Genomic DNA, 21,997 nt, shown 5'->3' with positions numbered 1-21,997 from the left:
CGCCGCGAAGCGCGCCGCCCCGGCGACGGTGCCGGCGGCGGCGAGACCCGCGGCGAGCAGGCCGAGGGCCCACAGCGCGCCGCGGTGCGTATTCACGCCGCCGGTCACGTCCAGCATCCACCGCTCGCCGTCGCGGCCGATCTCGCCGATCACGGCCCGCAGGTCCCGGCCGGGCGGCAACGCCTGCGCCGCCGCGGCGCACGCGGCGATCGGCTCGGTGAGGGCGTCCGCGGACGTGAGCAGCATCGGCAGGGTCATGTCGCGGTGCGCGCCGCTGCCCCGCCGGTCGACGAGCCCGGGTTTCGGCGTGTGCAGCGCCTCCTCGCGCAGCGCCCGGCCCGCGAGCCGGCCGAGCAGCGCCGGCGGCACGGTGGTGACCGTGTCAATGGCCATGGGAATCCCCTGTTCACCAGTTCCGGAACTGGGCCGGTGGTTCGTACAGGCCTCTGGACCAGGCGACCAGGTCGCCGATGCTGCGGGCGGCCAGCAGCGACCGGTCGGCCAGGGACGGGTCGACCTTCAGGTCCTGCGGGAGCGCGACGAGCCCGTCGCGGCGCAGCTTCTCGACCTCGGCCGGGTCCGAGCGGCGCCCGAGCGGCGTCACCCCGGCGATGGCCGCGAGGGCGGCCTTGCGGTCCTCCAGCGACGGCGCCTTGTACAGGTACGCGACGCCCTCCTCGGTGACGACGTGACTGACGTCGTCGCCGTAGATCATCACCGGTGGCACCGGCATCCCCGCGCCCTCGCCGACCTCGACGGCGTCCAGCGACTCCACGAACGTCGGCGTGCCACTGGACTGGAACGTCTCGGCGATCTGCACGACGAGCTTGCGGCCGCGCAGGTCGGCGCCGTCGCCGTGCTGCAGGTCCAGCCATGCCGGGGTGGCGTGCCGGCGGCCGTGCGGGTCGTGGCCCATGTTCGGTGCCCCGCCGAACCCGGACAGCCGGCCCTCGGTCACCGTGGACGAGTTCGCGTGCGCGTCCATCTGCAGCGTCGAACCGATGAACATGTCGATCGCGTACTGCCCGGCGAGCTGGCACAGCACCCGGTTGGAGCGCAGCGAGCCGTCGGCGCCGGTGAAGAAGACGTCGGGTCGTTCGGCCACGTACCGGTTCATCCCGGACTCGCCGCCGAAGCAGTGCACCGACTCGACCCAGCCGGACTCGATCGCCGGGATGAGCGTCGGGTGCGGGTTCAGGGTCCAGTTGCGGCAGATCCTGCCCTTCAGCCCGAGCTGCTCGCCGTACGTGGGCAGGATGAGCTCGATCGCGGCGGTGCTGAACCCGACGCCGTGGTTGAGCGACACGACGTGATGCCGTTCGTAGACGCCGCGCAGCGCGATCATCGCCTGCAGGATCTGCACCGGGCCGATCGCCTTCGGGTCGCGGGTGAACAGCGGCTCCAGGAAGAACGGGCGGTCGGCCCGCACCACCAGGTCGACCCAGTCACCCGGGATGTCCACCCGCGGCAGCGCCCCGGCCGGCACGACCTCGTCGGCCTGCACGATCACGACCCCGTCGTGGAACGCGGTCGCCTCGGCGATGGTCGGCGTGTCCTCGGTGTTCGGGCCGGTGTACAGGTTGCCGTGCTGGTCCGCCGCCGACGCGCACAGCAGCGCCACGTCCGGCCGCAGGTCCACGAGCATCCGCGCGTACAGCTCCACGTACGTGTGGATCGCGCCGATGGCCACCGTGCCGTCCTCGACCAGCTGCGCCATCCGCACGCTCTGCGGCCCCGCGTACGCCAGGTCCAGCTTCGAAGCCAGGCCCTGCTCGAACAGGTCGAGGTGCTCGGTGCGCGACACCGACCCGATCAGCATGTGCAGGTCGTGCAGCCGGCCCGGGTCGCAGCCGGCCAGCGTCCTGGACAGGAAGTCCGCCTGTTTCTGATTGTCACCCTCCAGCGCGACCGTGTCGCCCGGGTGGATGACGGTCTCCAGCACCTGCCGCAGCGCGTCGGACCGGATCAGCTTGCCGTCGGTGTGCGGTGCGGCGCCCGCGAGCCGCTGGTGCTTCGCGGTGCGGCGCTTGTCCCAGACTGTCTCGCTCATCGGCTTCCCACCCATCAGGGAACTCCGTGCGTCGGTCTCCCACCGTACTGCGCGGATCCTGTTGCGCCACAACGCTTCCGCCGGCGTTTGACGACGTTGATCCGGGGCAGCGGCCGGGGGTGGCTCAGGACACCCACACGGTGAGCGTCCGCGACGCGTTCTACGACGTGCTGCGCACCCACGGGATCACCACCATCTTCGGCAACCCCGGCTCGAACGAGCTGCCCCTGCTCAAACAGGTGCCCGACGACTTCCGGTATGTCCTCGCCCTGCAGGAGGGCGTCGCGGTCGGCATCGCCGACGGGTTCGCGCAGGCGTCCGGCGTCCCGTCGGTGGTGAACCTGCACGCCGCCGCCGGCACCGGCAACGCCATGGGCAACCTCACCAACACCCAGTCCGGTCACGTCCCCGTCGTCGTCACGTCAGGGCAGCAGTCCCGCCGGTACTCGGCGCTGAACGCGTTGCTCACCAACGTCGACGCCCCGCAGCTCGCCCGGCCGCTGGTGAAGTGGAGCACGGAACCGCTGCGCGCGTCGGACGTACCCCTCGCGCTGTCGAAGGGCATCCTGCTCGCTTCCGCCGCACCCGCCGGGCCGGTCTACGTGTCGATCCCGCTCGACGACTGGGACCACCCCGCGGACCCGGCCACCACCCGCCTGCTCACCCGCCGCGGCCTGCACGGCGCCCCGGTCGCCGCCGACCCGCCGCTGCGCCAGCTGGCCGGGCGCCTCGAAGCGGCCGGCAACCCCGTGCTGGTGCTCGGCCCCGACGTCGACGACCCGGTCGGGTGGGCGGGCGCGGTGCGGCTCGCGGACCGGCTGCGGCTGCCGGTGTGGGTCGCGCCGAGCCCGTCGCGCTGCCCGTTCCCCACCCGGCACCCCGCGTTCCAGGGCCTGCTGCCCGCCGGCGTCGGCACCGTCGCCGACCGGCTCGCCGGCCACGACCTGGTCGCCGTCTTCGGCGCCGCCGTCTTCCGCTACCACGAGACGGTCGACGGCGAGTACCTCGCCGCCGGAGCCGACCTGTGGTCGGTCACCTCGGATCCCGACGAGGCGGCCCGCGCCCCGATGGGCCACGCCGTCATCGGCGACCCGTCCGACGCCCTCACCCGCGTCGCGGGCCTCGTCCCGTCCCGCGCGGTGGCCGGCCCGCCGACTGTCGACCATGCGCCGCCGGCCGCCGCGGACGGTCCTCCGTTCGCGGCCGAGGCGATCCTTGACGCGGTCAACGCCGCCAAGGACGACGCCACCGTCATCGTCCTGGAGTGGACGTCCGCGGACATGATCTGGGACCGCCTCGACCTCACCCGCCCGGGCAGCCTGTACTTCCCGGCGTCCGGCGGGCTCGGCTGGGGGCTGCCCGCCGCGATCGGCATCCAGCTGGCCGACCCGGCCCGCCGCGTCATCGCCCTCATCGGCGACGGCGCCCTGCAGTACACCGTCAGCGGCCTGTGGACCGCGGCGCAGCACCGCATTCCCGTGGTGTTCGTCGTGCCCCGCAACGACGAGTACGCCGCCCTCAAACAGTTCACGGAACTCATGGACGCACCCGACACCCCGGGCCTGGAACTGCCGGCGCTGGACGTCGTCGGCCTCGCCACCGCCTACGGCGTCCCCGCCGTGCGCGCCGACACCCTGGACGCCTTCACCACCGAGCTGCGCCGCGCCCTCGCCGCGACCGACGGGCCGCGGCTCATCGAGATCCCACAACGCCGATTCGCGGGAGACCAGCCATGAGCCCATCCACCATCGGGGACTTCCTCCTGCGCCGCCTGCGGGAAGCCGGCCTCGGACACGTGTTCGGCGTGCCCGGCGACTACAACCTGGAACTGCTGCAACAACTGGAGGACGGCAAGGAACTCGCCTGGATCGGCACCTGCAACGAACTCAACGCGGCCTACGCCGCGGACGGCTCCGCGCGGCTCGACGGCCTTGCCTCGATCGTCGTCACCAACGGCGTCGGCGCGCTCAGCGCCATCAACGGCATCGCCGGCGCGTACGCCGAACACGTCCCGGTCATCTGCATCTGCGGATCGCTGCCGATGCGCTCCACCGGGCAGGGCCGCCGCATGCACCACACGCTCGCCGACGGCGGTGACCCCGACACGTTCCTGCGGTGCTTCGCGGAGGTCACGACCGCGCAGGCGCAGCTGACCCCGCAGAACGCGGCCGCCGAGATCGACCGGGTCATCCAGGCCGCGTGGCACCGCAAGCTCCCGGTCTACCTGGAGCTGCCCTCCGACATCGCCTACCTCACGATCGAGGTCCCCGACGAGCCGTTGACGCGCACCACCCCGGCTAGCGACCCGGAACGCCTCGAAGCGTGCGCCACCGCCCTGGCCGACCGCCTCCGCGCCGCGCATGCCCCGGCGATCCTCGCCGACCTCGACACGGACCGCTTCGGCGTGGCCGGCGACGTCACCGCCCTCGCCGAACGGCTGCAGGCACCCGTCGCCGTGCTCAACACCGCGAAGTCCGTCATCGACGAGCATCATCCGCTGTTCGCCGGCGTGTACACCGGCGCCGGCAGCGATCCCGACGTCCGCACCGTCGTCGAACACAGCGACTGCCTGCTGACCGTCGGGTACCGCCGGATCGACAGCACCTCCGGCTTCTTCACCGACGCACTGCCGCCGGACACCATCCACCTGCACGGCTGGTCCACCGACACCGGCGACGCCAACTTCCAGGCCGTCGCGCTCACCGACCTGCTGCCGGCACTGGTCAAACGCCTGCCCGACCGCCCTCGGGCGTCGTTTTCGCATCCGGTACCACAGCAGGACCGGCCCGCGGGCGAGCTGACGCAGGCCGGCTACTGGCAGACGATCCAGCGGTTCCTGCGCCCCGGCGACGTGCTGCTCGCCGAGGACGGGACGTCCAGCGCCGGCGCGACCGGCCTGCGACTGCCACCGGACTGCACCTTCGTCACCCAGGCCGTCTGGGGATCGATCGGTTACACGCTGGGCGCGCTGCTGGGGACGCTCACCGCCGCCCCGCACCGCCGCCAGCTGCTGTTCATCGGCGACGGCTCGTTCCAGCTCACCGCCCAGGAACTGTCCACGATCCTGCGCCACGACCACAAGCCGTACATCTTCCTGATCAACAACGCCGGCTACACGATCGAACGCGCGATCCTCGGCCGGCACGCCGCGTACAACGACATCGCGAACTGGTCGTACGCCGACCTGCCGAAGGTCCTCGCGCCGGACACACCCTCCACGTCGTTCGTCGTGCGCACCGTGGAGGAGCTCGACGCCGCCCTCGCCGGCGAGCACGACGGCCTGGTCTTCATCGAGGCGGTCATGGCAGCCGACGACGCACCGCCGAGCCTGATCGACGGCGGCCACGCGTTCGCCGACATCGACTACGGACCGCGCGGCCCACAACACCGCCACAACGCACAACTCTGACCCCCACCGCCGCTGCGCGGGGGTCAGGGTGTGCTGTCGCCGGTCTCTTGGTGGCGGGCGTGCGGTGCGGTCCAGTGCCGGAGCATGGCGGTGACGCGGAACGCGAAGACCAGCGCCGCCGCACCCACCGCGAAACCCGGGATCGGCAGGCCGGTCCGGTCGGCGACGGCAATGATGACGGCACCCGCAGCCGCCGGGATCGCGTACAGGTCGGTGTCGACCTGCACGAGGGCCGGCGTCTCACGGGCGGTGATGTCGCGCAGGACCCCGCCGCCGACCGCGGTGGTGACGCCGAGCAGCACCGCCTGCAGCGGGCCGAGCTGGAACTCGAGGGCCTTGAGGGTGCCGGTGACGCAGAACAGGCCGAGCCCGGCCGCGTCGAAGACCAGCATGGTGAACGTCAGCCGGCGCACCAGCCGGTGGGCGAAGAACGTCACGGCGGCAGCGACCAGCGGCACCACCAGATAGGTCACGTCGGTGAACGCCGCCGGTGGCGTCGCGCCGATGATCAGGTCGCGGAGGATGCCACCGCCGAGGGCCGTGAGCATGGCAAGCACCACGATGCCCACGACGTCGAAGCCCTTGGAGACGGCCATCAGCGCGCCGGACGTGGCGAACACATACAGTCCGGCCAACTCCAGCATGTTCACAACCGCGCCGCCGGGCACTCGATACTGCCTCTCCGCTTCTGAGTCACCCATCCGTGTTTGGCGCAGGCCGGAACTAGACTGTGATAGCCGTCAATTCATAGCATGGCCTCGTGGCTGCGGTAACGAAGGGTGCCGATGGACCGATCCCCATGTTCACTGCTCAAGATCGTATCGCCTGGCTCTTGCGCGTCAACCGAATGTGTTCGCCCCTGCCACGGTTGAGGTCGGCGCGGCAATTCGCGAAGGAATTCGCACTGCCGGGTATGCCGGAGCTGGCACCGTCTCAGGTATCGCGCTGGGAGTCTGGAGCCAGCAGCGTCAGTGTCGCGGCTCTGCGACGATACGAGGAGGTCCTGGGACTGCCGGGCGCCTCGTTGCGCCATGTCCGCGACGCTGTGCTGCGCTGGTTCGATCCACGGCCAATGCGGGCAGAGACGACCGATGGCGCTGATGTGCATCACGTTCTCGATCGGGTGCGCGGAACCGGTTCGGTCGACGAGGCAACGTGGTTGGCGTTCTGCAACGTGCTCCGGTCTCATCCCGGATTGGTGCTGCATCCTCGCGATCTATGGGACGGTGTCGCGTATAGGTTACTGACGGAAATGGTCTCGGCCGAGGGCGGCGCGTGGATGGTCCGTCAGGAGGCCATCAGCCGGATGCTCGAGCATGCGGACGCCATGACTGCGACTGCCATCGTCTGCATCGACGTCGCCGTCGACCCCGGCATCCCGTCATACGTCGAACCGATCTCGCTGTTGGACGGCACACCCGACTCGGTCGCATCAATGTTCCTGGCCCGCCAACTGGGCGAGCCGCTGAACATCCGGGCGCGACAGGCCGCGTTGCAGACGGTCATCCGAAAGGCGCGGGCTGGCCACTTCCGCGAACCCTTTACGGTGGGGCTTCTTGCCCAAGCCGCCCGTGAGCTGCTCGCCATGGACGATCACGACCTTCGAACCATGCCGATGACCGTGGACTTCGTGCGACTGGCACCGCGCTGGGGTGTACCTGTCACGCCGCGCTGGAGCCGTCGGATCGTCGAGGACCCAATGGTGAGGTCCGTCTGGTTGGACGGTCTGACCCTCCCGGTCGCACAGACCGGGCCGCTGTGCAGGCGGCTGGCCCTGTCCGCGCAGTCTCGCCTGGAGGTGGAGTTGCCGGCAGGCGACGCCATGCTGGCGCAGCTTCTCCAGGAGATGCTGTTCGCCGCCGACTCGGACACCAGGCTCTATGCGACGCTGACAGTCTCGGCGACGCCATACCGGAGACCGGTGGCCGAGCTCCTCGCGGCCGAGCTGCACAACGCGCTACGCCTCCAATTCGATCCCATGACAGCGACGACAATGCAGGCGATCACCATTCTCGGCGAGGCCGGTCACCGCAGCTTACTGATCGATCTTCTCGCCGACCCGAATCTCGGCCGCCCGATCCGACTTTCCGCCGCCAATGCTGCCCCACACTGCTCGGGTGATCAGAGCGTTGACAACTGGCGTCGAGCCTTCGACGTACAGCGGTCCGCATGGCTCCATAATTGCGATGATGCCGAAGCCCAGGTGATGGATGCGATCACGGCCGCCATCGGCACCGCTGGCAACGTGAAACTCCTGCAAGAGATGTCGGTCGACGCGCTCCTGCCGAGTTCGACCCGGATGGCCGCCGCGTGGTGGCTGGCCAATCAGCCTGACAGATGCGCGCCGGAGCCGTGATGCGATACCGACCGCAGGTCAAGGCTGCATGGTGGCTGACGCTCTGTTCAGGCTGATGCAGAGCAAAACCTTCATGCAACACGGCCGAACCGCCGACCTATCCGCTGGAAGCCTTGCGTCCGTGAAGCTCGTCGACAAAAAAGATCGTGGCGACGCAGACATGGAGGAGGATCAGTGGCACGTTTCTCGCGGAAGGCACGGGGCCGGCGCACCGCTGTCGCCGTGCTCGTCGTCCCAATGCTAGTTCTACTCGGTCCTGCTGGTGTCGCGGCAGCGAATGACCCGGGCGCCGACGGCCGCGACCCATATCAGTACCCGAGCACCGGTAACTCGTGTGCTAAGAACGCGTCGATCGTCGCGTCCGGATCGGTCTTCGGCGGGAGCGGACGAAAGCTCGGCACAGGCTACCTCTGGTACAGCTGGACCTGCGGAACCAATTGGTCCGAGGTCCGAACCAGCGTCAGCGCAGGCGGTAGCTCAGGCTGGCTCTACACGGACGCGGTCACGGGGCCGCCCTTCGAACAGCAGATCTACCAGTGGGACGGGAACTTCCCCGTTGGCGCCAGGAGCTGGAGCGACATGGTTTATGCGCCCACCACCTGTGCCAGCGGCAGCGTGGGTATCGGCCTTGCCAACCTGGGCGATTCGGGCATGGCCACCCTCCAGGATCCGACCTGCTGAAGCTGCTCGGTATCACCGCGATCCTGCCTCATACGGCAGCCCCGCGTATCCGATACAGACCCGATATCCGATAGCAGAGAGGATCATTGATGAGTATCCGTCGGCTAGTCTACGGACTCGCGGCAACGCTCGCCGCTGTGCCGCTAGCAGTCACCGTCGCCTCGCCCGCCCAAGCCGTTCCGTCCGCCTGCAACTACGGCGCGACTGGTGCGCGGGGTTCCTTCGTCGTCTGCACTCAAGGCACGGGCGAATACCAGTCATGGACGCAGTGTGAACTCGCTGGGAGCTACTACACCCGCCTCGGGCCCTGGAAGTCGCCCGGCACTGGCGAGTGGTCCGAATCGTCCTGCAGCTGGGGATCCAATCGAAGGAGCTACGGGTACTACCTGAAGTAGTCGTCGGGGAGAGGGCGCAGATCGGCGCCCTCTCCTCCTTGCAAGGAACGCGGACAGTGTTGTCAATGAATGTCTGTTGAACATGCGGGTCAGCGTGGTTGGGCGCGATGGAATCCGAATCGGATTCGGTGTCCCGTGGACGTGGGGCTGAGTGCTGCGGCACGACCGGGCGGTCCACTACCGGCGCGCCGGCCGAGGGCGGTGAACCGCCGCCGCGCCGTTCATGGGTGCGCTCGATGCGGCGGTGGAACTGGGTCGCGGCCGGCGTGGCCGTGGCGCTGGCCTTCGGTGGCTGGCGGGTCCTGCCGTGGCTGCCGACGTATTCGACCACGGCGAGTGGAAGGATCTCGGCACGCCGGTGACGGCGACTGTCGCCGACTTGACCCGCCCGGACCGCGACCTGCCCGAATCCTGGGCGGGCTTGGACCAGCACGCCCGCTACCGGGCCGAGTCGCTCGTCCTGGCCGCCGCCGGGCGCGGAAACCCGATTGCTCATCGGCAGATCTCAGTCGTTTCGCCTCGACGTGGTGTCGAACGTACTAACCAAGCTGGTCGATGACCGGCATGACAATGGACGAGCAGGTGGCCGGCGTCGGCGTGGTCCGTATGCACAGTGTGCAGGGCGCTGTGACCGTCACGTACCAGACCAACCAGACCTGGACCTCGACATGGAACGTCGTCGTTGAGGGGCGGGCACCCAACGGTGACCTGCTGGCGCACGGCATCAACGGCACGGGAAGCGGCCGTTACGCGACCGGCAGCGGCCAGCTCAGTGAAACGAACGTGGTGTCGTCGGGCTGGAACTACTTCTGGCGCAACGGTGTCCCGGTCAACCAGGTGTCCGGCCCGATCCTGGCCGACGGCGTCGCTTCGTACTCATGCTCGGCGCAGAGCCTCGTCATCAACGGCCCGAGCTATCACGAGGAATTCAAGCGGGCCTGACCACCAGACTGCGGTGTCGTATGCTCGGCGGCCATGCGACGCCCCCAACTCCTCGGCTGGATCATCCCGGCGCTCATCATCGTGGCGCTCGCCGTCTACGTCGGCGGTGTCGTGACCGGCCGCTGGGACCCGAATCCCAGCATCGGCGACAGCGCGAACGCGGCGCCGTTCCCCGAGTCGACCGACCCGGAGCAGCGCAAGGCCAACGCCGAGCTGTGTCCGCTCATCAACCGGCCCGAGGTGTACGAGCTCGTCGAGAAGCCGGTGAAGACCACGGGCACCGGCACCTCGTACCTTCGGGAGGGCGACTGGCACGAGTGCACGGTGACGATGCCGACCAGCGCGCTGCGGCTGGCCGTCGCGCACGACCGCACGAGCATCGCGGACTATCAACGGCTGTTCCCGGAGGCGCAGCCGCGCACGGTGCTCGGCCGGCCGGCGCTCTGGACGGCCGGGCCCTCGCTGCTGGTGAACTCGCCGTGGAAGGAGTCGTCGCTGCTGGTGGCGTGGGACCTCGCGGACTCCGGCGGGATGGTCGAGGTCACCATCCTCCGGGCGGCACTCGACCCGGGCGACGAGGGCACGCTGGCGCTGATCGCGCAACGGCAGCTGCCGGCGCTGCCCGGCTGGCCCGGCTGACTCCTCAACCGGGCCCGGCTGACTCCTCAGCCGCGGGTCGGATGACTCCCCAGCCGGGGCCGGCTCATGACCGCCGGAGCCCGCCGCCGACCAGGAGCACGTCGGGCAGGCCGTAGGTGCCCTGCGCCCAGATCTCCACCCAGGGATCGGGGACGCGGATGTACGCCGTCCAGTGCTGGGTGTTCGCCGACGCGTCCAGCTCCTGGTAGGGCCAGCCGTTGGCGAGGGTCGGCGGGGCCCCCGGGTACGCGCCCGGACTGATGCCCAGGTCGAAGACTCCGGTGGGGATCGCGACGGTGATCGTGCCATTGTCGCTGCGGATGATGTACTGACCGAGGCCGTTGGACCGGATCGAGCAGCCGGCGAGGTGCCCGCCGGGTGGCAGGACGTCGGGCTGCAGCAGCGGGGTGCACTGGTGACCGCGGTCGAGGCTGAACGTGCCGGCGAACGCGACGCTCTTCGCGGTCGGCACCGGACCGCGCACGGACAGCTCGGCGCGGATGCCGGCGATCGGCGACCAGGTGACGCTCGTGCTGTCGCCGCCGGTCACGACCAGGGCGGGCTGCCCGCCGACGGTCGCCGGCTCGGAGCGCGGCTGCCGCGGCGCCTCCGGCAGCGCAGTCGGGTTCGGGGTGGCCGACCAGGTTTCGGCGGCGAGCGTGAGATCGGCGAAGAACTTCCTGCCCTCCCCCTGCGGGTTGTCATCGGTGCTGCCCCACATCGACAGCCGCTCGACGCCGTCCTCGACCGCCCACTCGGTGCTCATCACCCGGTAGGGGAACTCGCCCACATCGAAGTGGACCATCCGCGGGTCGGCGCCGATCGTCGCCGCGGCAGGGCTGGGAATCGGGACGGACGGCGGCGCGGGCAGGGCGTACCCGCCGAACAGCAGCCGCGGCACGAGCATGACCACCAGCGCGGCCACCGCGACCGCCGCCGTCGCCGCACCGACGATCCTGCGGCCGCGACGCCGGCGGTAGGCCGGCCCGATCCGCGCGAGCAGTGCCTCGGCGTCGGTGTCGCCCTCCGCGCGGGCCAGCAGCGCGCCGCGCAGGGCCTTGAGGTCCGTGCTCATCGGGGCAGCTCCTCGAGGTCGTACAGCTCGATGCGCATCGCGGCCAGCGCGCGCATGGCGTGGGTGCGGACGGTGGCCCGCGAGCAGCCGAGGATCTGGCTGATGCGGTCGTCGTCGAGGTCCTCGTAGTAGCGCAGCGCGATCACCGCGCGTTGCCGGTGCGGCAGCGCCCGGACCCGCTCCCAGAGGGCGAGCCGCTCGGCGGTCGGCGGCCCGTGGTCGGCCGCGCCGGGCCAGGCGTCGACGTCGAGGTCCGCGGGCATCTCCCGGCTGGACCGCCGCCGCCACCAGGATGCGTTGACGTTGATGAGCGTGCGCCGCACGTAGAGGTCGGGCTGGTCGGTGCGCAGGATCCGCGCCCAGCGTGGGTAGACCCGCACGAGCGTGTCCTGGACCAGGTCGTCGGCCCGGTGGACGTCGTCGACGAGCAGCCGGGCGAGCCGCAGCAGCCCCGGTCCCCGGACGAGCACGTACTCCTCGAACGTCACTTCCTACTGACTACCAGGGCCCACCGATCTGTTGACACGGTGAGGGCGGCAGTCCGTTGCGGGCCGGACGGTCACCACCAGTAGTTGTCCTGCGGCGTGTATGGGGTTTCGAGCTCGGCGAGCTCGCCGTCGGTGAGTGTGAGGTCCAGCGCCGCCACTGCGTCCTGCAGGTGGTGTGGCTTGGTCGCGCCCACGATCGGGCAGGAGACGACCGGTTGGGCCAGCACCCACGCCAGGGCGACCTGCGCCATCGGCACGTCGCGGGTCTCGGCGACCCGCTGGACCGCCTCGACGACCGGCTGGTCGATGTCGCGGTCGAACGCCTGGGCGACGGCGTCCGAGGAGGACCGTGCGGTCTGCGCGCCCCAGGGCCGCGCCGCCCGGCCCTTCGCGAGCGGGGAGTACGGGGTGAGGCCGACGCCCTGGTCGGCGCACATCGGGATCATGTCCCGTTCCTCTTCCCGTTTGAGGACGTTGTACTGGTCCTGCATCGCCGCGAACGGCGTCCATCCGCCCAGCACCGCGACGTGTTGCAGCTTCGCGAACTGCCAGGCCCACATCGACGAGGCGCCGAGGTAGCGCACCTTGCCGGCCTGGACCAGCGCGTGCAGGGTGGCCATGGTCTCCTCGGCCGGCGTTTCGGGGTCGAAGCGGTGGATGTAATACACGTCGATGTAGTCGGTGCCCAGCCGCCGCAGCGACGCGTCCACCTGCTCCATGACGGCCTTCCGGGACAGGCCGCTGCCGCCGGGTCCGTCGTGCATCTTCCCGCTGACCTTCGTCGCCAGCACGATGTCCTCCCGCCGGGAGAACCTGGCGATCGCGCGGCCGACGAACTCCTCCGAGGTGCCGCCCTGGTACACGTTCGCGGTGTCCCAGAACGTGACGCCGAGCTCGACGGCCTGCCGGAAGAACGGCGCCGCGGCGTCCTCGCCCAGGGTCCACTGGTGCATGCCGGCGGCCGCGGTGCCGTAGCTCATGCAGCCCAGCCCGATCCGGCTCACCTTCAGTCCCGTCCGACCGAGCCGTGTGTACTCCACGCGCCAGCCCTTCCACCGTCGACCTCGCCGGCGGCGTCACCGCCGTCCACGGTGCAGCGTCGCACACCGAGCGGCGCCGCGTGCCGGCCGTTGCCGGTTCAGCGGTCGGCGGCCGCCAGGTCACGGCAGCGGCCGGCCGCCTCCTCGTCGCCGGCTGCGTCGAACACCTCCGCCGCCCGCGCGTACACCTCGCGGCTCTCGGTGGTGCGGCCGTCCTCGGCCAGCACGCCGGCGAGGGCCTGCAGGCAGCGGCCCAGCGAGCCGGACGGCGGGAAGTGCTCGAAGAGGCCGACCGCCTCGGTGAAGGAGGCGATCGCCTCGGTGCGGCGGCCGAGCAACCCCAGGCACAGGCCGGCGGCGGCGAGCGCGTTCGCCCGGGTGAGCGACGCGATGCTGGCCGTCATCCCCGACCCCTCGTCGCCGGCCAGGTCCGCCATCTCCAGGTACCGCTCCAGTGCCTCGGCGTACCGGCCGGCGCCGCGCAGGCACTCGCCCACCCCGCCGAGGCACTGGGAGTACGCGTCGATGTCGTGGTCGGCCTTGAACATCTCCGCTGCCGTGGTCAATGACGCGGCGGCGGCGTCGAGCCGGCCGAAACGGATGAGCGCGCGTCCGACGTACATGTGACCCCAGGCGATCTGCGCCGTCACTCCGCCGGCGGTGGCGGCGTCCAGCACCGCGGTCGCGTAGTGCAGCGTGGCGTCCGGGTCGGCGGGTGGCTCCGCGTGATGGACCCGGGCCAGGAAGTTCAACTGCGCGGCCTGGTACGCCCGGTCACCGAGCGCGGTGGCGGCGTCGGCACCGAGCCCGAAGACCTCCTGCCAGGGTGTCCAGGGCTTCCACCGGTCGGCGAACCAGCGCATCGCGTCGGCGCAGTCGAGCACGACGTCGTGCTGGCCGTGCTGCGCCGCGTACCGCAGTGCCCCCAGCCAGTTGTCCGCGTCCACGTGCAGCCAGCGCCCGGCCTCCTCCAGCGAGGACAGGCCCGCGAGATCGGCGTCGGCGTGGTCGGGGCGACCGTACGCGGGTTCGAACCATCGCCCGGCGGTGGTGGCCATCCGCAGCAGCCACGACGTCGTCCTCGCGGTGGTCGCGGCGTGCTCGGCGGCGGTGTCCTCCTGCTGGAGCCGGTCACGGGCGAACAGCCGGACCAGGTCGTGGAAGCGGTACCGGCCCGACGTGCTGTCCTGCAGCAGGCCGAGGTCGACGAGCTCGTCGAGGGCGTCCCACGCCTCCTCGATGGGGGTGCCGCCGAACACCGCGGCGAGCGCGGCGTCGAAGTCCCGGCCGGGCACCAGCGCCAGGCGGCGGAAGACCCGGCGCGCGGATCCCGCGAGCTGCTCGTAGGACAGCCCGAACGCGGTCGCGATCTTGAGGTCGCCGGCGCTGAGCTGGTCGAGCCGGCGCTCCTCGTTGGTCAGGCGGGCGGCGAGATCCGCGGCGTTCCAGGCCGGCCGGCTGACGAGGCGGTTGCCGACGATCCGCAGCGCGAGCGGCAGACCGCCGCACAGCTGCGCGAGCTGGGTCAGCGCCGGCTCCCCGTCCGCCGTGGAGCGTTCGCCCAGGATCCCGCTCAGCAGGTCGATGGACTCCGACACCGGCAGCGGTCCCAGGTTGAGCCGGCGCACGCCCTCCAGACCGGCCAGCAGCCGCCGGCTCGTGACCACCGCCCGGCACGCGCCGCCGCCCGGCAGCAGGACCCGGACCTGCTCCTCGGACGCGGCGTTGTCGAGCACCACCAGGACCCGCCGGTCCCGCAGCAGCGACCGGTACAGCGACGCCCGCCCGGCGGTGTCGCCCGGTATCCGCGGGTCGGCGACGCCGAGCGCGCGCAGCAGCTGCAGCAAGGCGTCGGCGGCGGCGAGTGGTTGCGGGGACATGCCGTACAGGTCGAGGAAGAGCACGCCGTCCGGGAAGCTCGGCAGCAGGACGTGGGCGGCCCGGACCGCGAAGGTGGTCTTGCCCAGTCCGGCGGATCCGGTGATCAGCCCCACCCCGGCGACACCGGGGGAACTGTCCTGGTGCACCAGTTCGTGCAGCCAGTCCAGTTCCTCGGCCCGGCCGGTGAAGTCGCCGACGGATCGGGGCAGCTCGCACAGGCCTGTCGGGCGCGTCCAGTGATCCCGCAGCCGGCCGTCCCGCGCCAGATCGATGAGCTGCTCACGATCGGTGTCGGCGAGCGCGAGGGCGTCGGCGAGCGCGGCGACCGTGCGGTGCTGAGGTCCCCGGCTCCGCCCGCGCTCCATGTCCGACAGCGTCCGGGCGCTGACCCCCGACGCCTCTGCGAGCTGCTCCAGCGTCAAGCGGGCCGCGTGCCGATGCCGACGCAGCAACTCCCCGAAGCTCGACTGTTCCGTGCTCCCAGCCACCGACCCACCCAGCGCACCACTCGACCGGTTCGAATCCCCGAGAGCGTACCCGCGCAGACCCGGGCCGCCTCGGCGGCAACCATCCAGGTCGCTGCACGCGTCGGTGCCATCCTGAGCCACGCTGAGCCAACGTGAGCCAACATGGATTGCGCTTGGCACCACGGCGTGCCATAGTGGTGCCATGAACCTGACCCCGTATGTGGCCGCTCTCGGTCGCGAGCTGCTGACAGCCGCGGACACCGGCGGTGACGACGCCGCACTGGTCGAGCGGTTGACCGTGTCGATGGAGTCGGCGATCAGGCTGGCCCTGCTCGAGGCGCTGTCCGCCGCCGCCGACGAGATCACCAGGGAGCTGGCTCCCGGTTCGGTCCAGGTTCGCCTGCGCGGCCGCGACCCGGAGTTCATCGTCACGCCGCCGCAGGTGCCGCAGCACCAGGAGGTCACCACTGACCGCGGCGCGGTGCCAGCCGACGACGCGGCGGGCTTCGAGGACGGTGCCACGACCCGCATCAACGTCCGCCTCCCGGAGCAGCTCAAGGCCGCGGTCGAGGAAGCGGCCGGCAAGGAGGGCCGGTCGGTCAACGCGTGGCTGGTGCGGGCCGCCTCGGCCGCGCTGCGCGTCTCGGAGCGCGAGCACGGCGGCGCCGAGCGGCCCGGCAAGCCCAGAGCGCAGCACTACACCGGCTGGGCGCGCTAACCGCGCCCGCACCCACCTTCCTCACCGCCCCCTACCTGCGGGGATGTTCTTCCGACTCATCTTGAGGGGACCACCATGCCTGTTTTCGCCACCCCCGAATCGATCTCCGTCACGATCGAACTGTCCGTCGGCACCGTGCGCCTCGTCGCGAGCGACCGCACCGACACCGTCGTCGAGGTGCAGCCGAGCGACGCATCGGACGAATCCGACGTGCAGGCCGCGCAGCAGACCCGCGTCGAATACGCCGACGGCACGCTGACCGTGCGCGGGCCGAAGTCGCGGGTGTTCGACTTCTCCAAGAAGACCAGGTCGGTTGCTGTGCTGGTGGAGCTCCCCACCGGCTCCGCGGTGCACAGCGACGTGACCGCCGGGGACGTCACCGGCACCGGCGCGCTCGGCGAGTGCCGGTTCAAGGCGACCGTCGGGCACGTCCGGCTCGACCGGACCGGCCCGCTGCGCCTGAACACCACCGGCCACATCACGGTCGGCGCGGTCGCCGGCGACGCCGACGTCGCGAACGGCAACGGACGGGTGGACCTCGGCGAGATCGGCGGGGCCGCGGTCATCAAGAACTCCAACGGCGACATCGACGTCGGCACCGTCACCGGCGAACTGCGCGCGCGGACGGCCAACGGCCGCATCTCCGTCGACCGGGCCGGCGCGGCGGTGGAGGCCAAGACCTCCAACGGATCCATCCGCATCGGCGAGGTCGCCCGCGACACGGTCACGCTCGACACCGCGAGCGGCGACCTGGAGATCGGTGTCGCCGCCGGCACCGCCGCGTGGCTCGACCTGAAGACCGGCTACGGGCAGGTGCGCAACGCCCTGGACGACACCGGCCAAGGGCCGCAGAAGTCCGAGGAGACCGTCGAAGTCCGTGCGCACACCTCATTCGGCGACATCACCGTCCGCCGCTCCTGACCCACACCCTCTGGAAGGGGCCTTCCCATGACCACGCCATCCCAGCCGGCGATCACGGCGACCGGACTGCGCAGGTCGTTCGGCGACCACGTGGTGCTCGACGGCATCGACCTGCACGTGCCCCGGGGCACCGTCTTCTCGCTGCTCGGCGCCAACGGCGCGGGCAAGACCACCACCGTCAAGATCCTGTCGACGCTGATCCGCGCCGACGGGGGCAGCGCGCGGGTCGCCGGTCACGACCCGGCCACCGAGCCCGACGCGGTCCGCGCCGCGATCGGCGTCACCGGCCAGTTCTCCGCGGTCGACAACCTGCTGTCCGGCCGGCAGAACCTGACGCTGATGGCCGACCTGCACCACCTGGGCCGGGCGGCGGGCCGGCGCCGGGTCGCCGACCTGCTCGACCAGTTCGACCTGGCCGACGCCGCCGGCAAGCCGGCCTCGACGTACTCCGGCGGCATGCGCCGGCGGCTCGACCTCGCGATGACGCTGGTCGGCACGCCCCGGGTGATCTTCCTCGACGAGCCGACCACCGGGCTGGACCCGCGCAGCCGCCGCGGCATGTGGCAGATCGTGCGGGACCTCGTCGCGGGCGGCGTCACCGTCTTCCTCACCACCCAGTACCTGGAGGAGGCCGACGAACTCGCCGACCGGATCGCGGTGCTGGACCACGGCAGGATCGTCGCCGAGGGCACCCCGGACGACCTCAAGCGCCGCATCCCCGGCGGCCACATCCAGCTGCGGTTCGCCGACCTGCGCGCCCTCGAGTCCGCCGCGCGCGCCATCGGCCAGCCGTCCCACGACGGCGACGCGCTCGCCCTGCGGGTGCCGCACGACGGCAGCCTCCGCGGGCTGAAGGCCCTGATCGACCGGCTCGACGAGCACGCCGTCCCGGTCGACTCGCTGAGCGTGCACACCCCCGACCTCGACGACGTCTTCCTCGCCCTCACCGGCAACCCCGACAACGCAAAGGCGGTCCTGCGATGAGCACCATGTCGCTCGCACTCACCGACTCGGCGACGATGCTGCGTCGCAACCTCACCCGCATGGTCCGCTACCCGTCGATGACGGTGATGCTCATCGCCATGCCGATCATCTTCCTGCTGCTGTTCGTCTATGTCTTCGGCGGCACGCTGGGCGCGGGGATCGGCGGCCCCTCCGGCGGGCGGGCGGAGTACGTCAACTACGTCACCCCCGCCATCATCCTGATGACGATCGCCGCCGCGGTGCAGGGCACCACCATCTCGGTCGCCATGGACATGACCGAGGGCATCGTGGACCGGTTCCGCACCATGGCCATCGCCCGCGTCTCCGTCCTGACCGGACACGTCCTGGGCAGCCTCATCCAGACGATGCTCAGCATCGCGGTGATCATCGGCGTCGCGCTGCTCATCGGTTTCCGGCCGTCGGCGGGCCCCGGCGACTGGCTCGCCCTCGCCGGCGTCCTGCTCATGATGGCGTTCGCCTTCATCTGGCTGGCGGTCGCCCTGGGTCTGGTGAGCAAGACCGTCGAGTCGTCCAGCAACGTCGGCCTGCCGCTGGTCCTGCTGCCGTTCCTGGGCAGCGGGTTCGTCCCGACCGAGTCGATGCCGACCGCGCTGCGCTGGTTCGCCGAATACCAGCCGTTCACGCCGCTCATCGAAACCATCCGCGGCCTGCTGATGGGCACGCCGATCGGCAACAGCGCCGTCATCGCCGTCGGCTGGTGCGCCGTCATCACCCTCGGCGGCTACCTCTGGTCCAAGAAGCTGTTCAACCGCGAGTCGACCCGTTAGTTCACGGACAACATCGACATCCGTCGCGCTCTATTCTCGGGACAGCGCCGACACCTAGGGGGAATCAATGTTCGGCTGGCTCGGTAACTTCGTCGTACGCAGAGCATGGTGGGTGATCGCCGGCTGGCTGGTCGCGTCGGCCGCCATCATCGGACTTTCGCCGTCGCTGACCGACATCACGTCGGCCGAGCAGAGCGACTTCCTGCCGTCCAAGTATGAGTCCGTGCAGGCGATCAAGCTGGCACAGACGTCCTTCGCCCAGCAGGCGACCGCGAGCGCGCTGGTCGTCGTCAAACGCACCGACGGTGCGCCGCTGTCCGACGCGGACAGCACGGCGGTCACGCAGGTGGCCGACAAGCTCAAGGCCCGCAACATCGCCCGCACCCAGGGCTACGTCACCGGGCCGCAGGCGGTCGCGCCGGACCGGTCGATCCAGCTCATCAACGTGGGCCTGCAGGCCGACGCGCCGGACGACCCGGCGCTGCTCGACGCGATCCGCATCCTGCGCACCTCACTCACCGAGGACCTCAACGGCACCGGCCTCAGCGCCCGCGTGGGCGGCGACGTGGCGGCGTATGTCGACAACGAGGACACGTTCAACAGCGCGTTCGCGATCGTCGGCGGCGCGACGGTCGTGCTCATCATCGGCCTGATCCTGCTAATCTTCCGCAGCCCGATCGCGGCGCTGCTGCCGATCGTCGTGGTCAGCATCGTGATGGCGGTGACCACCGGCATCATCGCCATGGTCGGCAAGGCCCTGGACTGGAACGTCGGGCAGGACCTGCAGACGATCCTGCTGATCGTGCTGTACGGCATCGGCACCGACTACATCCTGTTCCTGCTGTTCCGGTACCGCGAACGCCTGCGCGCCGGCGACGACAAGCAGACCGCGATGGTCGTGTCGGTACAGCGGGTCGGCGAGGTCATCGCGTCGGCGGCCGGCGCGGTCGTGGTCGCGTTCCTGGTGCTGCTGCTGGCCTCGCTCGGGTTCTTCGGGTCGCTCGGCCCGGGTCTGGCGATCGCGGTCGGCGTCATGCTGATCACGTCGCTGACGCTGATCCCGGCGCTGGTGTCGAAGCTCGGCCGGTTCGTGTTCTGGCCGTCCAAGGCGTGGCAGCGCCCGCCGAAGGCCACGATCTCCCGCAAGCTGGGCACGCTGGTCGGCCGCCGGCCGGCGCTCGTCGCGGCGGTATCCGGGCTGGTCCTGGTCGCCCTGGCCGGTGGCACGCTGATGTACAAGGCCGACTACGACTTCAGCGCCGGTTTCCCGCAGGACACCGAGTCCGCCCTCGCGCAGGCCGACCTGGGCCGGGCGTTCGCGGCGGGTGCCGCCCAGCCCACCGAGGTGTACCTCACCACCACCGACGGCTCGCCGCTGAGCCAGCAGGCGATCCAGGAGTTCACCGCGGCAGCCAAGAGCGGGCCCGGCGTCGGTCAGGTGCGCGACGCCGTGCCCGGCACCGACGCCAAGGTCGTGCGCATCGACGTGCTGCTGAACATCAACCCCGTGTCCAACGAGGCCATCGAGCTGGTCCGCGACAACCTGCGCGACTACCTGCACGCGCGGGCACCGGCCGGTACCAGGGCCGTCGTCGGCGGCATCACGGCGGTGTTCGCCGACATCAACTCGGCCAACAACCGCGACCTGTCGGTCATCCTGCCGGTGGCCGCCGCGCTGATCGCGATCATCCTGGCGCTGCTGCTGCGCAGCCTCGTGGCACCGATCTACCTGGTGGTCGCGGTGCTGCTGAACTTCGCCGCGACGCTGGGCGCCACGGTGTACGTGTTCCAGGGCTTCCAGGGCAAGCCGGGCGTCACGTTCCAGCTGCCGATCATCCTGTACCTCTTCGTGGTCGCGATCGGCACCGACTACAACATCCTGATGATCGCGCGGCTACGGGAGGAGGCCCGCGAGGGCAAGGAGCCCCGCGAGGCGGCGGCGCTCGGCGTCGAGCACGGCGGCCCGACCGTGGCCGCGGCCGGCCTGATCCTCGCCGGCACCTTCGGGGTGCTGATGCTGGCGCCGATCTCCTTCCTGCAGCAGATGGGTTTCGCGGTCGCGATCGGCATCGTGCTGTCGGCGTTCGTCATGTCGTTCTTCTTCGTGCCGGCGTTCACCGCCCTCATCGGGCACGCCGCCTGGTGGCCAGGCCACGGCGACCGGGCGCCGGCACCGCACGAGCCGGTGGGCGCCACCGTCGCGCTGGAGAAGACGTCCGACCCGGCCACACACTCGTAACCCGGAGAGCACGACGGCCCGGCCGACTCACGGCCGGGCCGTCGCATCGAGAACCCGCCTGAGCACAGCGCGCTGTCTGATCGCCCGCAAGAGCGGTGACACCTGCCCTTCGGCCTCCTCAGGCGAGGCCACCGGCAGTGAACCGTTCGATCTCCCGGGACAGTGTCCGGAACCTGCGGCGCGAGCCTGCGATGGTCACAAGATCGGGTGGTGGCACCACGATGACCGGGCATCGGGCCGCCCGGACGCAGCCGCGCACGACCCAGCTCGGCCACAGCCAGCGGCGTGTTGTCCTGGCGCCGAGCACGAGCAGCTGTCCGCTGCCGTTCGCCAAGTCGAGCAGCACGGCGTCGGCTCGCCCGCATGGGGTGACGACCCGCACCTCGACATCGTCGGGTGGGCCGCCGACGGCGGCGTCGAACGCGTCGACGACGTAGCGTTGCGCGCCCGACTTCAGCTCATACTGCCACTGGATGACCGCGGGTCCGCGCCCGCTCAGTGGCAACGGCCACGCCCGCACCGCACACAACGGCACCTTGCGGTGCCTCGCCTCGGCCAGGGCATACCGCAACGCGGCAAGTCCGGCCAGCGACTGGGAGATCCCGACGACCACGCTGCGCTCGCCGGCACCGATACCGTGGCCCACACCGTCCAGCGCCATACCTCGACGCTAGCCGGGCCGCGGGCGAAACGGGCCGTGCGGCGGCGTGAAGAAACCATCAAGAAAACGCGCATCCGGACGGCGGCCTCCCGGGACGGGTGCGTGATGCGTGCGGCATGGCTGCGCACTGGATGGGCAGAACCGATGCGCTGATGGCAACTTCCTACCGGAGGAGATTCCTCGTGGCTGACCTGTGGTTCGTGCTGCTGACGATCGCGGCGTTCGCGGTCCTCGGCCTTGCGGTGCGGGCGGTGGAGCGGCTG

Annotated in this window: 20 protein-coding genes; 12 read left to right on the top strand and 8 right to left on the bottom strand. The window is 70.8% G+C overall.

Annotated elements, in window-relative coordinates; translation table 11 throughout:
* Both AB0K00_RS56255 and mdcA read right to left on the bottom strand, forming a co-directional pair.
* A partial coding sequence (locus AB0K00_RS56255; RefSeq protein ID WP_363539673.1) for a triphosphoribosyl-dephospho-CoA synthase occupies positions 1-393 on the bottom strand: 393 nt, incomplete at its 3' end.
* A gap of 13 nt (positions 394-406) precedes the next feature.
* Positions 407-2,050, bottom strand: a complete 1,644-nt coding sequence (gene mdcA / locus AB0K00_RS56250; RefSeq protein WP_363539671.1) for a malonate decarboxylase subunit alpha — start codon at positions 2,048-2,050, stop codon at positions 407-409.
* A gap of 140 nt (positions 2,051-2,190) precedes the next feature.
* On the opposite strand from mdcA, the gene mdlC reads away from it, so the two are divergent.
* Positions 2,191-3,786, top strand: a complete 1,596-nt coding sequence (mdlC, locus tag AB0K00_RS56245; protein WP_363539669.1) for a benzoylformate decarboxylase — start codon at positions 2,191-2,193, stop codon at positions 3,784-3,786.
* Positions 3,783-5,459: a thiamine pyrophosphate-binding protein gene (locus AB0K00_RS56240; protein WP_363539667.1), complete on the top strand. Its 1,677-nt coding sequence runs from the start codon at positions 3,783-3,785 to the stop codon at positions 5,457-5,459. The genes mdlC and AB0K00_RS56240 overlap by 4 nt, the downstream gene beginning before the upstream one ends.
* Before the next feature lie 23 nt (positions 5,460-5,482).
* Here AB0K00_RS56240 and AB0K00_RS56235 read toward each other — a convergent pair whose 3' ends face one another.
* Positions 5,483-6,103: a trimeric intracellular cation channel family protein gene (locus tag AB0K00_RS56235; protein ID WP_363539665.1), complete on the bottom strand. Its 621-nt coding sequence runs from the start codon at positions 6,101-6,103 to the stop codon at positions 5,483-5,485.
* Positions 6,104-6,219: 116 nt separating this feature from the next.
* Here AB0K00_RS56235 and AB0K00_RS56230 point away from each other — a divergent pair, with 116 nt between their 5' ends.
* The 5 genes from AB0K00_RS56230 to AB0K00_RS56210 all read left to right on the top strand — a co-directional run bounded on the left by AB0K00_RS56230 (position 6,220) and on the right by AB0K00_RS56210 (position 10,472).
* Complete coding sequence (locus tag AB0K00_RS56230) at positions 6,220-7,815, top strand: hypothetical protein (protein ID WP_363539663.1); 1,596 nt, start codon at positions 6,220-6,222, stop codon at positions 7,813-7,815.
* A 174-nt stretch (positions 7,816-7,989) separates the two neighbouring features.
* Entirely contained in the window at positions 7,990-8,496 is a 507-nt protein-coding gene (locus AB0K00_RS56225) for a hypothetical protein (protein WP_363539661.1), read from the top strand.
* 631 nt (positions 8,497-9,127) lie between these two features.
* Positions 9,128-9,253, top strand: coding sequence for a hypothetical protein (locus AB0K00_RS56220; protein ID WP_363539659.1), 126 nt, complete (start codon positions 9,128-9,130; stop codon positions 9,251-9,253).
* A 193-nt stretch (positions 9,254-9,446) separates the two neighbouring features.
* A complete protein-coding gene (locus AB0K00_RS56215; RefSeq protein ID WP_363539657.1) occupies positions 9,447-9,833 on the top strand; it encodes a hypothetical protein in 387 nt (128 codons plus the stop codon).
* Between the two features lie 33 nt (positions 9,834-9,866).
* Entirely contained in the window at positions 9,867-10,472 is a 606-nt protein-coding gene (locus tag AB0K00_RS56210) for a hypothetical protein (protein WP_363539655.1), read from the top strand.
* Between the two features lie 64 nt (positions 10,473-10,536).
* On the opposite strand, the gene AB0K00_RS56205 is transcribed toward AB0K00_RS56210, so the two are convergent.
* From AB0K00_RS56205 to AB0K00_RS56190, 4 genes are all read right to left on the bottom strand, one after another.
* Positions 10,537-11,547: a hypothetical protein gene (locus AB0K00_RS56205; RefSeq protein WP_363539653.1), complete on the bottom strand. Its 1,011-nt coding sequence runs from the start codon at positions 11,545-11,547 to the stop codon at positions 10,537-10,539.
* Entirely contained in the window at positions 11,544-12,035 is a 492-nt protein-coding gene (locus AB0K00_RS56200) for a SigE family RNA polymerase sigma factor (protein WP_363539651.1), read from the bottom strand. The genes AB0K00_RS56205 and AB0K00_RS56200 overlap by 4 nt, the downstream gene beginning before the upstream one ends.
* 71 nt (positions 12,036-12,106) lie before the next feature.
* A complete protein-coding gene (locus tag AB0K00_RS56195; protein WP_363539649.1) occupies positions 12,107-13,075 on the bottom strand; it encodes an aldo/keto reductase in 969 nt (322 codons plus the stop codon).
* Positions 13,076-13,173: 98 nt separating this feature from the next.
* Positions 13,174-15,627 (bottom strand): helix-turn-helix domain-containing protein, encoded by a 2,454-nt coding sequence (locus AB0K00_RS56190; RefSeq protein WP_363539647.1) that lies wholly within the window; start codon positions 15,625-15,627, stop codon positions 13,174-13,176.
* Here AB0K00_RS56190 and AB0K00_RS56185 point away from each other — a divergent pair.
* The 5 genes from AB0K00_RS56185 to AB0K00_RS56165 all read left to right on the top strand — a co-directional run bounded on the left by AB0K00_RS56185 (position 15,626) and on the right by AB0K00_RS56165 (position 21,073).
* Positions 15,626-16,141, top strand: coding sequence for a ribbon-helix-helix protein, CopG family (locus AB0K00_RS56185; RefSeq protein WP_363539645.1), 516 nt, complete (start codon positions 15,626-15,628; stop codon positions 16,139-16,141). The genes AB0K00_RS56190 and AB0K00_RS56185 overlap by 2 nt on opposite strands.
* Positions 16,142-16,216: 75 nt before the next feature.
* Positions 16,217-17,062, top strand: a complete 846-nt coding sequence (locus AB0K00_RS56180) for a DUF4097 family beta strand repeat-containing protein (RefSeq protein WP_363539643.1) — start codon at positions 16,217-16,219, stop codon at positions 17,060-17,062.
* 27 nt (positions 17,063-17,089) lie between these two features.
* Entirely contained in the window at positions 17,090-18,046 is a 957-nt protein-coding gene (locus AB0K00_RS56175; RefSeq protein WP_363539641.1) for an ATP-binding cassette domain-containing protein, read from the top strand.
* On the top strand, positions 18,043-18,834 hold the full coding sequence (locus AB0K00_RS56170; RefSeq protein ID WP_363539639.1) for an ABC transporter permease: 792 nt from the start codon (positions 18,043-18,045) through the stop codon (positions 18,832-18,834). The genes AB0K00_RS56175 and AB0K00_RS56170 overlap by 4 nt, the downstream gene beginning before the upstream one ends.
* Before the next feature lie 67 nt (positions 18,835-18,901).
* Complete coding sequence (locus AB0K00_RS56165; RefSeq protein WP_363539637.1) at positions 18,902-21,073, top strand: MMPL family transporter; 2,172 nt, start codon at positions 18,902-18,904, stop codon at positions 21,071-21,073.
* A 118-nt stretch (positions 21,074-21,191) separates the two neighbouring features.
* Here the strand turns inward: AB0K00_RS56165 and AB0K00_RS56160 are convergent, their stop codons facing one another.
* Entirely contained in the window at positions 21,192-21,734 is a 543-nt protein-coding gene (locus tag AB0K00_RS56160) for a universal stress protein (protein WP_363539635.1), read from the bottom strand.
* Positions 21,735-21,997: the final 263 nt, after the last annotated feature.

Origin of the sequence: Dactylosporangium sp. NPDC049525, assembly GCF_040676755.1 — a bacterium.
Classification (GTDB): domain Bacteria; phylum Actinomycetota; class Actinomycetes; order Mycobacteriales; family Micromonosporaceae; genus Dactylosporangium.
This window is presented reverse-complemented; position numbering and strand designations above follow the sequence as displayed.

What these genes read in the sequence shown, in the direction of transcription:
- AB0K00_RS56215 (WP_363539657.1), top strand. Translation starts at nt 9,447, where the DNA reads ATGACCGGCATGACAATGGACGAGCAGGTGGCCGGCGTCGGCGTGGTC.
- AB0K00_RS56165 (WP_363539637.1), top strand. Translation starts at nt 18,902, where the DNA reads ATGTTCGGCTGGCTCGGTAACTTCGTCGTACGCAGAGCATGGTGGGTG.
- AB0K00_RS56185 (WP_363539645.1), top strand. Translation starts at nt 15,626, where the DNA reads ATGAACCTGACCCCGTATGTGGCCGCTCTCGGTCGCGAGCTGCTGACA.
- AB0K00_RS56210 (WP_363539655.1), top strand. Translation starts at nt 9,867, where the DNA reads ATGCGACGCCCCCAACTCCTCGGCTGGATCATCCCGGCGCTCATCATC.
- mdcA (WP_363539671.1), bottom strand. Translation starts at nt 2,050, where the DNA reads ATGAGCGAGACAGTCTGGGACAAGCGCCGCACCGCGAAGCACCAGCGG.
- AB0K00_RS56235 (WP_363539665.1), bottom strand. Translation starts at nt 6,103, where the DNA reads ATGCTGGAGTTGGCCGGACTGTATGTGTTCGCCACGTCCGGCGCGCTG.
- AB0K00_RS56170 (WP_363539639.1), top strand. Translation starts at nt 18,043, where the DNA reads ATGAGCACCATGTCGCTCGCACTCACCGACTCGGCGACGATGCTGCGT.
- AB0K00_RS56160 (WP_363539635.1), bottom strand. Translation starts at nt 21,734, where the DNA reads ATGGCGCTGGACGGTGTGGGCCACGGTATCGGTGCCGGCGAGCGCAGC.
- AB0K00_RS56190 (WP_363539647.1), bottom strand. Translation starts at nt 15,627, where the DNA reads ATGGCACCACTATGGCACGCCGTGGTGCCAAGCGCAATCCATGTTGGC.
- AB0K00_RS56180 (WP_363539643.1), top strand. Translation starts at nt 16,217, where the DNA reads ATGCCTGTTTTCGCCACCCCCGAATCGATCTCCGTCACGATCGAACTG.
- AB0K00_RS56175 (WP_363539641.1), top strand. Translation starts at nt 17,090, where the DNA reads ATGACCACGCCATCCCAGCCGGCGATCACGGCGACCGGACTGCGCAGG.
- AB0K00_RS56240 (WP_363539667.1), top strand. Translation starts at nt 3,783, where the DNA reads ATGAGCCCATCCACCATCGGGGACTTCCTCCTGCGCCGCCTGCGGGAA.
- AB0K00_RS56220 (WP_363539659.1), top strand. Translation starts at nt 9,128, where the DNA reads ATGCGGCGGTGGAACTGGGTCGCGGCCGGCGTGGCCGTGGCGCTGGCC.
- AB0K00_RS56205 (WP_363539653.1), bottom strand. Translation starts at nt 11,547, where the DNA reads ATGAGCACGGACCTCAAGGCCCTGCGCGGCGCGCTGCTGGCCCGCGCG.